This is a genomic window from Clostridium sp. KNHs214 (genome assembly GCF_000744935.1).
Classification (GTDB): domain Bacteria; phylum Bacillota; class Clostridia; order Clostridiales; family Clostridiaceae; genus Haloimpatiens.
Window position 1 is genome coordinate 1 of the sequence record NZ_JQMW01000002.1, and the last position, 14,404, is coordinate 14,404.

Below are 14,404 nucleotides of genomic sequence, written 5' to 3' on the forward strand. Positions count from 1 at the left end.
GCTGTTACTGTATAATTAGCTCCTACTTTATATTTTGAATTTTCCACTTTAGAAACTATATTAAAAGAATCCACTTTAGTTTTATTGGACACAGCAATTGCTTTTCCATTAAAACATATCATAGAAATATTAAAATAAAAATTGTTAATAAAACAGCTCTAAATTTTTTCATTACTTTCCCCCCCTAAATTAAAATATTTATATATAACCCTAAAATAAAATTTAAGATGCTTCACTCATTTTTATGAAGCATCTATTTTTAATCAACTACTCTTTTCTACACTTACTTTTCATTTTCTTTTTAGCCTTAGCTAGACCTATTTGACTTTCTAAAAGCTTGTTTTCTAAATCAATTATTTTGTATTTAGCAGAATGTAATTGGAATTTTAACTCCTTGTTTTCTGATTTATACTTATTTCTATCAGCTAAATAGCTTTTAGCACTTTCCTCTAGTATAGAAATTTGGTCATTTAGATTTTCTACTACTTGCTCATGTTTTTCTATTTCCTTTTGGTCACTGTTAGAGCTTAGCCTATTTTGAAGTTCAGAATTATACTCTTCTAAATGTGTTATTTGCTTTTTAAGATACTGTATTTGATCCTTTAAAAGCTCCTCATTCTTTTGAATATCCTTGTTTTTTTGAAGAAGTTCATTATATATGCCTTCTATCTTAAACCTTTCATCCACAGAATTTAAAGCAGTCAATACTGCAGCGGCAGAAACACTTAGCTTTTCATTATTATCCATCAAATCCTGCATTTTATTATCCACATAAGTAGCTACCTGCTGCAAATACTCCTGACATTCTTCACCTTTTAAATTGTATTCTAAACCATTTATTTTAACAGTAATAGTATTCATTTAAACACCCTCTTAGATAAAGTGAATCTTATTTTTTTAAATTACATTATCCATATTTTATTATATTGTATCATATATTTATGCTATATAAAACACTAATAAGGGTTTACAATGAATTTTTATCTTAATTCTGCTCCTAATTTATACTCTAGAGATCTAAGTATTTTATCATGTACTTTGTTAACTTCCTTATCCGTAAGAGTTCTATCCTCTAATCTATAGATTAAAGCATATGCTACACTCTTCTTGCCTTCTGGTATTTGCTTACCTTGGTATACATCAAATAATCTGTAGCTCTCTAGTAAGTTTCCACCTTGTTTCTTAATTATCTCTTCTATTTCTTCAACTAATACTTCCTCATTTACCATAACAGCCAAATCCCTTGTTACTGCTGGGAATTTTGGAAGTGGCTTGTATTTTCTTTCTAATGCCGCATTTCGGAATAATATGTCTAAATTCAACTCTGCCATATAACATCTTTCACTTACTTCATAGTTTTCGCATACATCCGGATGAATTTCACCTAAAATACCTGTGCATTCTTTCCCCACATATAAAGCGGCTGTTTTTCCTGGATGGAAAGCAGTATTTTGACTTTCACGCTTAAATGAAACTTTTTCAACTCCTAAAACTTCTAATACATTTTCAACTACGCCTTTTAAATGGAAGTAATCTGCCTCACCATACATTCCTATAGTAAGTATATTTCTCTCTTCTGGTAAATTATTTTCATCTTCACTAGCTATATACACTTTTCCTATTTCAAATAATCTAACCTTATCATTACTTCTTGTATAGTTTCTTTGTAAGGATTCCATCATAGAAGCTATAGTAGTAGTTCTCATTATACTGTAGTCTTCACCTAAAGGATTTTTAATTGTAACAACTTTTCTAAGTTCACTGTTTTCTGGCACCAATATTTTATTGAATATTTTAGGGCTTACAAATGAATAGCTTATGGATTGATTTAATCCACTAGAAATTAAAGCCTCTATAACTTTATCCTCTAATTTTTGTGTTTTATTTTTTGCCACCTTTTGTAGTTTGGCTAGTTGCCATAGTGCTTTTTACATTATTATAGCCGTATATTCTCACTATTTCCTCTGCTACATCTTCTTTTATATTTACATCAGATCTAAAAGTAGGCACTGTTATATGAAGTATATCTCCATTAATCTCTGTATTCAAATCTAGTCTATCCAAGTATTCTTTCATATTTTCCTTTGATATATCTATACCTAAAAATTTATTTACCCATGTATAATCCACATCTAAAGTATGAGGTTCTGCTTTTTCATTATATATATCTATAGTTCCCTCCATAACTTCTCCTGCGCCCAATTCTTCTATAAGGTGACAAGCTCTATTCATGGCAAATTCCACTAAGTTAGGATCTAAGTCTTTTTCAAATTTAGATGAAGATTCTGTTCTTAAAGCTAATTTTTTAGAAGAATTTCTTATGTTAACTCCATTAAAGTTAGCACACTCAAATATTATCTCTAAAGTGTCTTCTTTAACTTCTGAATTCAATCCACCCATTATGCCTGCTAATGCAACCGTTCTATTCCCATCCTTTATACAAAGCATGCTGCTATCTAATTTTCTTTCTTCTTCATCTAAAGTGATAAAACTCTCATCAGCCGCAGCTTTTTCACAAACTATCCTATTTTCTTCTATATCCCTTCTATCAAAAGCATGCATTGGTTGACCTAATTCAATCATAACAAAATTAGTTATATCAACTATATTGTTTATAGGTCTGACTCCAGCCTCTAGAAGTCTTTCCTGCATCCATGAAGGAGATGGCTGTATTTTAATATTTTTAACTCCTCTTGCCATATATCTTCTACAAAGCTCATCCTTAACCTCTACTTCTAAAATATCGTTTATTTTTTCATTACATTTACTAGTGTAATCCAATGAAGGTATTTTATAACGTACACCTAATGTAGCTGCTGTTTCCCTAGCCATGCCGAGTATGCTAAAACAATCTCTTCTATTAGAAGTAATTTCAAAATCTATTTAAAGCACTAGTCATTTCTACTACTTCCTTAATATCTTTACCTACTGGAGTATCCTGTGGAAGTATCATAAGTCCGTAGACAGGCTTATCTCCTGCTATTCCTAGCTCTCTTCTGAACAAAACATGCCATTTGAACTACTCCTCTTAATTTACCTTTTTTAATTTTAAGCCTCCATGTAATGTAGAGCCATGTAGAGCTGTAGGAACTACATCCTGCTCTTTCATATTTGTAGCAGCTGTCACTATCTGTATAGGCTCTTCTTTGCCTATATCTACTGTACATATAGAAAGCTTATCTGCATCTGGATGCTTTTCTATCTTTACTAATTTTCCTGTAACAACCTTTTGTATTTCATCTCCAGTTACAATAAGCTCCTCAACCTTTGATCCTGACATAGTCAATCTATCTGCTAACTCTTTTGGTGAAACATTTATATCTACATAATCTTTAAGCCACTTTACTGGTACTAACACATTAATCTACCTCCTACTATTATTAATTTTCAATCCTTTATTTGTTCCCTAATCACCAATTTCTAGTCCTTAATCACTATATTTAGTCTCCTATCACTACTCCCTAATGCATAATTTTCAAACTACAATTAAGCTATACTCTTCATTTACGATTTTTAATTTTTAATTAATAAGGTTCTAGAAGTTGCTGCTTCAGTTAATCAATTGTAACTTTTAACTTACGACTTTCCTCTAATTTTAATGCACACTATATTAGAACTGATTTAGGAATCGCATATCACTTTCATAAAGAAGTCTAATGTCATCTATGCCATATTTAAGCATAACCATTCTATCTAATCCAAATCCAAAGGCAAATCCACTGTAAACCTCTGGATCTATTCCACAATTTCTTAAAACCTGTGGATGTACCATTCCACAACCTAATATTTCTATCCATCCACTGTTTTTACATACTCTACAACCTTTACCACCACATACAAAGCAAGTAGCATCCATCTCTGCTGAAGGCTCTGTAAATGGGAAATGATGAGGTCTAAATTTTGTTTCCATCTTATCACCAAACATTTTCTTTACAAACGTTTCTAGAGTGCCTTTTAAATCCGCAAAAGTTATTCCTTTATCTACTACTAAGCCTTCTATTTGATAAAATATTGGTGAATGTGTTGCATCTAGTTCATCTGAACGATAAACCTTACCAGGTGCTATCATCTTTATAGGTGGTTTTTCATTTTCCATAGTTCTTATTTGTATAGGAGATGTTTGTGTTCTAAGTACTACATTGTCATTTATATAAAAAGTATCCTGTTCCCCTCTTGCTGGATGATCCTTTGGAATATTTAAAGCTTCAAAATTATAATAATCCTTTTCTACCTCTGGACCCTCTTCAATGGAAAAACCCATGGATATAAATATATCTTTTATATTTTCCAATGTTAAATCCAAAGGATGTCTCTTACCAACAGTTTGTTTTTTTCCTGGCATAGATATATCAATTACTTCGCTTTGTAATCTTTTTTCTTTTTCTATTTTCTTCATATCTTCTGTAGCCTTGGTAATTAAATTATCTATGCACTCTCTAACCTCATTTGCCAATTTACCTACAATAGGTCTTTCCTCTGAAGAAAGTTTCCCCATACCTCTTAAAATAGAAGTTAACTCTCCTTTTTTACCTAAATATTTTATTCTTATAGCTTCAAGTTCATCTTTACTTACAACTTTCTTTAGTTCTTCTAAAGCATTTTCTTTTATTAATTGAAGATTCTCTTTCATTTTTTTGGCTCCTTTCAATAATATCCTATTTACAATTTAAACTTTTCAATCTTACATTTAAAGTTTCATACATTGATAATTAATTATATATAATTTATAACTCAACCTTCGCACATAAGTTTCAAGCTCTACAGTATTTTTTAATTTAAAATTTAAAATGTAAAATTTAAAATGAAGGTTAAAATTCCAAAGGAATTTCTTAAATTTAAATTTTACATTTTTATTTTATAACTGCAAAAGTTAAATTTATAATTATATATTACAAATGACAGTTTAGTATATAATGATTATCCCACAAAAAGCATTCCATTACATTGTACCTTATTGTGGGTTAATCATATAATATTTTGCAATAAAAAAAACGCCCCTAAAAAGGGACGAATATATCCGCGGTACCACCCTGATTGACTTTTTGCAAAGTCCTCTCAATACTAATAACGGTTAAATCCGCTAACCACTACTACAATTTCGCAGTTAGAACTCCGAAGTGAACTTCAATATAGAACGTAAATAAAAAAACTCTCAATCTATGATTTTTTCTCCCTGTAAACATTTCTATATCTACTCTCTTCATCACTGTTTGTAAATATACTATTTTAAGTTCTTAAACTACTATACCATAAATTTAAATACATTATCAAGTGCGAAAGCCTAGTTATTTACGCTTTTGTCTTAAAAATTCATACATCATTATAGAAGCTGCTACTGAAGCATTTAATGACTCAGCTCCACCGGGCATGGGTATCTTAACTTTTATATGTGACATATTTACTATTTCTTCACTTATACCATTACCTTCATTGCCTACAATGAAAATCCCCTTTGATGGTAAATCCACCTTATAAAAATCTTCACTTTCATTGTCTAAATAACTAGCTACAAGTTTAAATCCTTCATTCACTAATTCTTTTACTGTAGTTAAATCCTTATCTTGAATAACAGGTATATTAAATATAGAACCCATGGTTGAACGAAGTGTTTTATCATTGTATATGTCCACAGTACCTTTTGTAACTATAACTCCTAGAGCTCCAACTGCATGAGCTGTTCTTATTATAGTTCCCATATTACCTGGATCTTGTATTCTATCTGCCAATAAATACATTCCTTCTTGAGAATTAATTTTAATCTGTTCATTTTTAACTATAGCTATTATTCCCTGAGGATTATCTGTGTTACTTATAAATTTTAAAACCTGCTCTGATATGACTATAACAGGTTTAGGTTCTAATTTTAAATTTTCACACATTTTTGTCCATTTATTCATACATTTATCAGCAATAAATACCTTTTCTACTATAAATGAAGATTTTAATGCCTCTTCTACAAATCTAAATCCCTCTACTAAAAAGCTTCCTTTTTCTTCTCTATACTTTTTTTCTTTTAATTTTTTTACTTCTTTTATTATATTATTATCCTTACTTCTTATTATATCCAAAGTTTGCACCTCAGTCTAATCTATTATGCTTTCTAGCTTATTTATATCCTCAATACCTCCTATAGCCACTATAATATCGCCTTCTTCTATCACATCATCTGCTGAAGGAGATATATCTATATAACTTCCTTTTTTAATAGCCATTATGTTTATTCCATATCTAGATCTTACATTTAACTCTACTAAGCTCTTGCCATGCCATTCCTTTGGACTTGCTATTTCTGCTATGCTATATTCTGATGAAAGTTCAATATAATCTAATATATTTGATGATACTAAATTATGGGCAACTCTAACTCCCATATCTCTTTCAGGGAATATAACTCTATCTGCTCCTATTTTATAAAGAACTTTAGCATGTAATTTATTATTAGCCTTAGCTATTATATGCTTCACACCTAATTCTTTTGCTAGCAAGGTAGCCATTACACTAGACTGCATATTAGAACCAATACTTACTACAGCCACATCAAAATTTTTAATTCCTAAAGCATTAAGGCTATTTTCATCTGTACAATCTGCTTGAACTGCATGAGTTACTTTATCAGCTATGCCTTGTATCACATCCTCATCAGAATCTAACGCTAACACATCATTACCTAATTTATAAAGAGTTTCAGCAACAGAAGTTCCAAACCTTCCAAGACCAATAACTACATATTGTTTACCACTCATAATAACACCCCTATCCAACTAGTATTTTATCTTCAGGATATTTAATAGAACTTTTCTTTTTATTTTTAGCTAATGCTAGTGCTATGGTCAAAGGACCTACCCTTCCTGCATACATAGTCAAAGCTAAAACTATTTTTCCTATTATTGTAAGTTTAGGAGTAAGTCCCAAAGTAAGACCAACTGTAGCAAAAGCTGATGTAGCTTCATATAATAAATACTCAAAAGGGAATCCCACTTCTGTTATTGACAATATCATGGTTACTGTTATTACCAGCCCTAAACTTATTACTACAATAGCGAAAGCCCTATAAATTATTTCTTTGTTTATTCTTTTTTTAAATATTTCTGTTTCTTCTTTTCCCTTTATGACAGAAACGACTGTCATAAGAAGTAATCCTGCTGTAGATGTCTTTATACCTCCAGCTGTAGACCCTGGGGAACCACCTACGAACATTAATAATATAGTTAAAAATATACCTGCTGTACTCATATCTGCTGTAGATATGGAGTTGAAACCCGCCGTTCTAGGCGTTACTGCTGCAAAAAATGCTCCTAGCATCTTCTCCAAAAGACCTTTGCCTTTCAAAGTTCCTGGATTATTGCTTTCAAATAAAAACATCAATATAGTACCAACAACTAACAAAATTGCAGTAGCAGTAATTACAACTTTAGAATGTAATGACATTTTTCTTCTGCGTTTATAATTATATAGTTCTGCCCACACAAAAAAACCTAAGCCACCTGTTATTATTAGGAAGGATATAGTCATTATTACCACTACATTATTAGAGTAGGGCACTAAGCTATTTCCAGTTAAATCGAATCCAGCATTACAAAAGGCATATATGGAATGGAATACACTAAAATATATCCCCTTTCCCAAACCGTAATCTGGTATAAATTGTGTAGATAAAAGCAGTGCACCCATAGATTGAACAAAAAAGGTGAAGAAAAGCACATATCTAGCCAGCTTCACTATACCTTGCAATGAAAAAGAGTTCATAGCTTCCTGCATTACTAATCTTTCTTTTAAAGTAATTCTTTTACCTAATATCAATGCTATCATTGTAGCAAAAGACATAAAACCAAGTCCACCAATTTCTATAAGCAGCATTATTACAGTTTTACCAAAATAAGTCCAATGTGTACTTGTATTTAATGTTACAAGTCCTGTAACACATACTGCTGAAGTAGATGTAAATATACAATCTATAAAAGGCGTCCTAGTCCCACTTCTAGATGCAATGGGTAAATTCAAAAGAATAGCTCCTGTAAATATAACTATTGCAAATCCAATAGCTAGTATCTGTACAGGAGTAAATTTAGGTTTATGTTTTAATATTTCTGACATCGTATCACCCCAATTCTATGTCCATAAATTAATTTGAGCTAATAATTATTTTACCATTATATCACTTAATATATTTTTGTCAAAATCCTAATATATACTTTTATTCCTTTATATAATAAAAAAATGCGACCCCATGCCGCATTTTCATATTATAAGCTTTGTTTTGCTACTTCTACTAATTCAGTAAAAGCTTTTGGATCATTTATAGCTATTTCAGAAAGCATCTTTCTGTTCATATCTATTCCTGCAAGCTTTATTCCATTCATAAATCTAGAGTAAGAAAGACCATTCATTCTAGTAGCTGCATTTATTCTTGCTATCCATAACTTTCTATAATCTCTCTTCTTTAATTTTCTTCCTCTATATGCATCTCTTAATGCTCTTATAACTGATTGATTAGCAACTTTAAATAATTTACTTCTTGAACCGTAGTATCCTTTTGCAAGTTTTAATACTTTTTTATGTTTTTTACGAGCATTTACCGCTCTTTTAACTCTTGCCATCTCAAAAACCTCCTTCTGCTTTAAGCTCTAAACTATAGATATGGTAATACTTTCTTCATTACTTTTTCTTGTGATTCAGATACGTATGAAGTTTGTCTTAAATTTCTCTTTGTTTTAGAGCTTTTTTTAGTTAGTATGTGGCTTTTAAAAGCCTTAGCTCTCTTTAATTTTCCTGTTCCTGTCTTTTTAAATCTTTTAGCTGCGCCTCTATGAGTTTTCATTTTTGGCATACTAAACTCCTCCTCTCAATTATGCTCTTTTTGGAGCTAAAACCATGATCATGTTTCTTCCTTCTAATTTAGCTTCCTTTTCTTTTACACAAATATCTTCTAATATTTTGTAGAAGTTATCTAATATTTTACGTCCTATGTGTGAATAGTCAGCTTCTCTTCCTCTGAATCTAACTGTTACTTTAACCTTATTTCCAGCCTCCAAGAACTTCCTTGCATTCTTTGCTTTTACTTCCAAATCATGCTCTTCAATTTTAGGACTCAATCTTACCTCTTTAATATTTATGACATTTTGTTTTTTCTTAGCTTCTTTTTCTTTCTTGGCTTGTTCATAAATAAATTTGCCATAATCCATTATTCTGCATACTGGTGGATTAGCATTTGGCGAAATCATAACTAAATCCATTTCTTTTTCTTCTGCTATAGTCAAAGCTTCTCTAGATGAGATTATTCCTAATTGTGAACCATCATCGCCTATAACTCTTATTTCTTTAGCTCTTATGTCTTCATTTACTAAGTGCTTTTTATCTTTACTAATAATATTCACCTCCTGGTGTTATTAAACATATAATAAAAGGACGGCACATGCCGTCCTTTATATATCACATTAATGTAATCATAACTTACCTTACTAGCTGTGCTGTAAGGTGAGAAACGGCTGTTTCTACTTGTAATAAAACTCACTATTAAGTTAACAATGTTATTCTACTACATTAATACTCCTCTGTCAACACTTTATTATAAACTGTTTACCTTATTACTTATTTCTTCTTTTATCTTACTTATAAATTCCTCTATAGTATCAGTTCCTAAATCTCCTTCTTTTCTGCTTCTGATTGCTACTTTACCTTCTGCCATTTCTTTATCTCCAATTACAAGCATATAAGGAATTTTTTGAAGTTGTGCTTCCCTTATCTTATATCCTATTTTTTCATTTCTAAAGTCAGTTTCTACCCTTATGTCATTTTCTTTTAATTTAGTTTCTATTTCTTTGCAGTATTCTAAGCTTCTATCAGTTATATTCATAATTTTAACTTGTACTGGCGCCAACCATGTTGGGAATGCTCCTGCAAAATGTTCTATTAATATACCTATAAATCTTTCTATACTACCAAACACAACTCTGTGTACTGTTACTGGTCTATGCTTTTCCCCATCCGCTCCTATATATGAAAGATCAAATCTTTCTGGTAGCTGAAAATCTAGCTGAATTGTTCCACACTGCCAAGTTCTACCTATGCAATCTCTTAAATGGAAATCAATCTTTGGACCGTAGAAAGCTCCATCGCCCTCATTTATCTTATACTCAAGTCCTGCTTTTTCAAGAGCAGCTCTCAATCCATTAGTTGCATCTTCCCAATCTTCATCACTACCCATAGAATTTTCTGGTCTTGTAGAAAGCTCTACAAAATATTCAAATCCAAACATTTTATAAAATTCATCTATTAAATTAACTACTCCAAGTACTTCATCAGTTATTTGATCTTTAGTCATAAATATATGCGCATCATCTTGAGTAAAGCATCTAACTCTCATAAGTCCGTGTAATGCACCAGAAAGCTCATGTCTGTGAACAAGTCCAAGTTCACCTAATCTTAAAGGTAAATCTCTATAAGAATGCATTCCATCCTTATAAACTAACATAGCACCTGGACAATTCATTGGTTTTACTGCATAATCTTCTTCGTCAATTTTTGTAAAGTACATATTTTCTTTGTAGTGATCCCAATGTCCTGATTGATGCCATAAAGCTTCATTTAATATTATTGGAGTTTTAATTTCATCATATCCTGCTTTTCTATGCACTTCTCTCCAGTAATCTTCAAGTATATTTCTTAAAATCATTCCCTTTGGATAGAAGAATGGGAATCCTGGACCTTCATCATGTATTGCAAATAATCCAAGCTCTTTACCAAGTTTTCTGTGATCTCTCTTTTTAGCTTCTTCTAGCATATGGATATACTCATCCAATTCGCTTTGTTTTGTAAAAGCTGTTCCATAAATTCTTTGTAGCATTTGCTTATTTTCATCGCCTCTCCAATAAGCCCCAGCTAAAGATAACAATTTTATAGCTTTTACTTTCTTTGTAGATGGTACATGAGGACCTGCACATAAATCTACAAACTCACCTTGTCTATAGAACGAAATTACTGCATCCTCTGGCAAGTCTTCTATAAGTTCTACTTTATAATCCTCTCCTTTTTCTTTTACATATTTTATAGCTTCTTCTCTTGGAAGTTCAAATCTTTCTAATTTCAAATCTTCTTTAACTATCTTTTTCATTTCTTTTTCTATATTTTCCATTATTTCTGGTGTAAAAGAAAAATCTGCTTCAAAATCATAATAGAACCCTGTATCTATCGCTGGTCCTATAGCTAATTTTACTTCTGGATATAGTCTTTTTACTGCTTGAGCTAAAATATGTGAGCCAGTATGTCTTAAAGCCCATTTTCCATCTTCGTCTTCAAAAGTTGCTATTTCTAAAGTGCAATCTTCATTTATCTCAGTCATAAGTTCAGCTTTCTTCCCATTTACTTTAGCAGCTAGGGCTTTTTTATAAAGAGCTGGACTTATTTTCATAGCAATATCACTAACTTTGGTTCCCTTTTCTACCTCTATAACTTTTCCATCCTTTAATGTTACCTTAATCATTTTAACTCCTCCTTTTCCTTATTTATTCCATGGCTACGCTAACTTCTTCTATAAATGTGGAGAATAAAGACAGTTACACCGTTGGATAACAATTAATAAGTTTATATTAATAAATTTTTATGTTGATTATTATTTTAAAACCAAACAATATTTTAACAAAAAATAACTAAACTCATCCCATAAATGGGACGAGTATCTCGCGGTTCCACCCAAATTAATAATAAAATAAATATTTATCATTCACTTGAAGCCTTTAACGTTGGCAACGGCAATGCCTACTAATTTCAGCACGCTACTCAAAGGTGGTTTTCAACAGTTCTTATTCAAAGGATTTTGCAGCCTATGAACCCTTCTCTCTTAGAACAGTATACTGTTTACTCTTCCTTTTCACAGTATTTTAAGTAATATATTCTAAATTTATTAAAGTATATTACTTTTATTTTAAAAAGTCAATAGCTAATAATTTTTTTATATTTTTTTACTTAATAAATTTCTACACTGTTCACATCCACTACATATTATAACTCTATCTTCAAATACGCTTTCTATTGTGTTTATAAATTCCTTATTCATACAATTATCCATTCCATGTATTACAATATTTTTAGGTGAATTGGTTACAAGGCCACTGATTATTATCTCCTCTATACCTATTTTTTCATTAACTCCCTCTACAAATGCTCCTTTTTTAAATTGTTTACTCATATCATTTCCTATATCATCCTTTATAACGTATTTCTCTCCATTTTCTATAAATATATGAATTTTATTTATTTTGCTTTCCTGCATACCAACAAAATATTTAAGCAACTTTATAAATTCATCATATTCCCTTTCTACCATAAGGCTTTCAATTATTTTATCTATTATTAAACATACTTTCTTTTTAATTTCATGTGCTCTAAATTGTAAATATCCTTCAATATTTATTAAAGCATTTTCTTTCATAACATTTAAAATATTTTCTTTTATTTCATTCATCCTATTAGAGCAATAAACTGCTTTTTCATCGTTTATCCCTTGTAAATTAGTAAGTATATTAAATAAGCTTATCTTTATATCTTCTATTTCCTCTTTCCCAAAAAGAAATATTCTTCATTGAGTATACAATCCACTTCCATGTAATAAAATTCTAGTATTATAACTTCATATATAATTTCCATTAAGTTGAAATAAACAATATCAATTTTTTCCCTAGGTATATCTTCAATATCTGAAGAAAATATTTTTATTACATTACAACCTTGTCTACCTCCTCATATATTCCTATATTTATGTTTTTGTGCTTTAAACTTTCCTCAAGTTCATTTATATTATATATAAATTCCTCGCTTTCTCCCTTAAAAACTATTGTAAGTAACAACATTAAAATCACCCACTTTCATTATAGTGAGAACACTTTTACTTGAATTTATTCTTTACAAATTTAATCCTTGTGATAATATAAGTTATAAATTTATATTTTACAAAATAAATTCATTTATGTATGAAAAGGTGATTTTTATGAAAAAATTTATTATTGTAGATTTTAGAATAAATAAAGAAGAAAAGGGAAATTTAAAAAAGCTAGGTTATGAAACCCTTAGTTGTCCTCCTAGCGAATCACTATATACTGCAGTATGTGGGCATCCAGATATGCTTTTACACTTTTTGAAGGAAGACACTTTAGTAATACATAAAGATGCTCCTTTAAATTTTATAAATTTCTTAAAAAAAATTAATATTAAAGTTATACTTTCAAAAAATTCTCTAGAGAAAAGTTATCCCTACAACATTGGCTTAAATGCAGTTAACATAGGTGATATATTTGTCCATTATACAAAATATACAGATCCAGCCATAATCCATAATATATATGATAAAAAAATCTTAAATGTTAAGCAAGGATACACCAAGTGTTCCACTGCAATTATAAATTCTAATGCCTTTATAACCTCTGATCCTTCTATTAAAAATGCATTAGTAAAAGAAAGCAAAGATGTATTATTCTTACCACCAGGCAATATAATTTTACCAGGTTTAAACTATGGCTTCATTGGAGGAACTTGTGGCCTTTTGGAAAAGGGGATTTTAGCCTTTTATGGAGATTTAAATTGCTATAAATATGGAAAGGAAGTTATGTCTTTTTTAGAAAAGCATAATGTTAAGCCTATTTTTCTTAGAAAAGGACCTTTGGTGGATAGGGGAAGCATGTTTAGTGGGCTAGTGGGCTAGTGGGCTACGCCCCCGTACTTCACCTGTATAATTTTATTCTTTTATTAAATAAATCCCAAGTCATTAAATCATCAGTTATATCGACTACCTGCACAAATGGCATTGCTCCATCTCCGTCATACCACTCTTCATTTCCATACGGTTGAGGGAATGAACCACGCCTATATTTAGCGTATTCTCCCAACTTACGCTGTTCCCAAGCAAATGAGGGAAAGTGAATACCTCACTTTCCCTTTAACAACAAATTTAAATTTTTACGCCTAAAATCCTCAATTGTTCATTAATCTCAGCTTCAAGCTCAGCAATTTCCTTATTATCTTGTTCTAACAGCTTATTTATTTCTTCTAAATCAATTGGTTCTTCTTCCTCAAAAGTATCAACATAACGTGGTATGTTTAAATTAAAATCATTTTCTCTAATTTCTTCAATAGATGCCAAATGAGCATACTTAGGAGCGTCTTTACGTTCCTTATATGTTTTTATGATTTTATCAATATCTTCATCTCTTAAATTATTTTGATTTTTATTCTTTTCAAAATCATTACTTGCATCAATAAATAATATATCTTTATTTTCACGATTCTTCTTTAACACTAAAATTACAGTTGGAATACTTGTTCCATAAAATAAATTTGCTGGCAATCCAATTATTGTATCAAGGTAATTTTTACCAATTAAAGTTTCTCTTATTTTTCCTTCTGCTGCACCTCT

At 30.5% G+C, this 14,404-nt stretch carries 14 protein-coding genes, 1 pseudogene and 3 other annotated features; of the genes and pseudogenes, 1 reads left to right on the top strand and 14 read right to left on the bottom strand.

Features of this window, described 5'->3' with window-relative positions; translation table 11 throughout:
- Nucleotides 1–267 precede the first annotated feature (267 nt).
- The 12 genes and pseudogenes from CC89_RS00085 to CC89_RS20855 form a co-directional block, all read right to left on the bottom strand.
- Complete coding sequence (locus CC89_RS00085) at nt 268–861, bottom strand: cell division protein ZapA (RefSeq protein WP_035287712.1); 594 nt, start codon at nt 859–861, stop codon at nt 268–270.
- Between the two features lie 119 nt (nt 862–980).
- A pseudogene (gene pheT / locus CC89_RS00090) lies at nt 981–3,358 on the bottom strand (phenylalanine--tRNA ligase subunit beta).
- Nucleotides 3,359–3,610: 252 nt separating this feature from the next.
- Complete coding sequence (gene pheS, locus CC89_RS00095) at nt 3,611–4,630, bottom strand: phenylalanine--tRNA ligase subunit alpha (RefSeq protein WP_035287716.1); 1,020 nt, start codon at nt 4,628–4,630, stop codon at nt 3,611–3,613.
- 370 nt (nt 4,631–5,000) lie between these two features.
- Nucleotides 5,001–5,216, bottom strand: a binding site (T-box leader).
- Nucleotides 5,217–5,285: 69 nt separating this feature from the next.
- The gene (locus CC89_RS00100; protein ID WP_185750619.1) at nt 5,286–6,062 is read right to left on the bottom strand and encodes a TrmH family RNA methyltransferase; all 777 of its coding nucleotides are present in this window, start codon (nt 6,060–6,062) and stop codon (nt 5,286–5,288) included.
- A gap of 21 nt (nt 6,063–6,083) precedes the next feature.
- Complete coding sequence (locus CC89_RS00105) at nt 6,084–6,743, bottom strand: potassium channel family protein (protein ID WP_035287720.1); 660 nt, start codon at nt 6,741–6,743, stop codon at nt 6,084–6,086.
- Nucleotides 6,744–6,753: 10 nt separating this feature from the next.
- Nucleotides 6,754–8,094 carry a TrkH family potassium uptake protein gene (locus tag CC89_RS00110; RefSeq protein ID WP_035287723.1) on the bottom strand — a complete coding sequence of 447 codons (1,341 nt, stop codon included), beginning with the start codon at nt 8,092–8,094 and terminating at the stop codon, nt 6,754–6,756.
- A 149-nt stretch (nt 8,095–8,243) separates the two neighbouring features.
- A complete protein-coding gene (rplT, locus tag CC89_RS00115) occupies nt 8,244–8,597 on the bottom strand; it encodes a 50S ribosomal protein L20 (protein WP_035287727.1) in 354 nt (117 codons plus the stop codon).
- Between the two features lie 32 nt (nt 8,598–8,629).
- Nucleotides 8,630–8,827 carry a 50S ribosomal protein L35 gene (gene rpmI / locus CC89_RS00120; protein ID WP_035287730.1) on the bottom strand — a complete coding sequence of 66 codons (198 nt, stop codon included), beginning with the start codon at nt 8,825–8,827 and terminating at the stop codon, nt 8,630–8,632.
- A 19-nt stretch (nt 8,828–8,846) separates the two neighbouring features.
- Nucleotides 8,847–9,374 carry a translation initiation factor IF-3 gene (gene infC / locus CC89_RS00125; RefSeq protein ID WP_035287733.1) on the bottom strand — a complete coding sequence of 176 codons (528 nt, stop codon included), beginning with the start codon at nt 9,372–9,374 and terminating at the stop codon, nt 8,847–8,849.
- Nucleotides 9,375–9,391: 17 nt separating this feature from the next.
- Nucleotides 9,392–9,503, bottom strand: a sequence feature (ribosomal protein L20 leader region).
- 62 nt (nt 9,504–9,565) lie between these two features.
- Entirely contained in the window at nt 9,566–11,479 is a 1,914-nt protein-coding gene (gene thrS / locus CC89_RS00130) for a threonine--tRNA ligase (RefSeq protein WP_035287736.1), read from the bottom strand.
- Nucleotides 11,480–11,660: 181 nt separating this feature from the next.
- Nucleotides 11,661–11,879, bottom strand: a binding site (T-box leader).
- Between the two features lie 68 nt (nt 11,880–11,947).
- Entirely contained in the window at nt 11,948–12,571 is a 624-nt protein-coding gene (gene ytxC, locus CC89_RS00135; protein ID WP_081896899.1) for a putative sporulation protein YtxC, read from the bottom strand.
- Nucleotides 12,572–12,710: 139 nt separating this feature from the next.
- Nucleotides 12,711–12,845, bottom strand: a complete 135-nt coding sequence (locus CC89_RS20855) for a hypothetical protein (protein ID WP_286161257.1) — start codon at nt 12,843–12,845, stop codon at nt 12,711–12,713.
- Nucleotides 12,846–12,982: 137 nt separating this feature from the next.
- Here CC89_RS20855 and CC89_RS00140 point away from each other — a divergent pair, with 137 nt between their 5' ends.
- Entirely contained in the window at nt 12,983–13,693 is a 711-nt protein-coding gene (locus tag CC89_RS00140; protein WP_035287739.1) for a DUF6873 family GME fold protein, read from the top strand.
- A gap of 19 nt (nt 13,694–13,712) precedes the next feature.
- On the opposite strand, the gene CC89_RS19710 is transcribed toward CC89_RS00140, so the two are convergent.
- Together CC89_RS19710 and CC89_RS00145 are read right to left on the bottom strand one after the other, a co-directional pair.
- Complete coding sequence (locus tag CC89_RS19710; RefSeq protein ID WP_207641488.1) at nt 13,713–13,877, bottom strand: restriction endonuclease subunit S domain-containing protein; 165 nt, start codon at nt 13,875–13,877, stop codon at nt 13,713–13,715.
- A 62-nt stretch (nt 13,878–13,939) separates the two neighbouring features.
- On the bottom strand, nt 13,940–14,404 hold a 465-nt coding region (locus tag CC89_RS00145), incomplete at its 5' end, for an N-6 DNA methylase (RefSeq protein ID WP_035287741.1).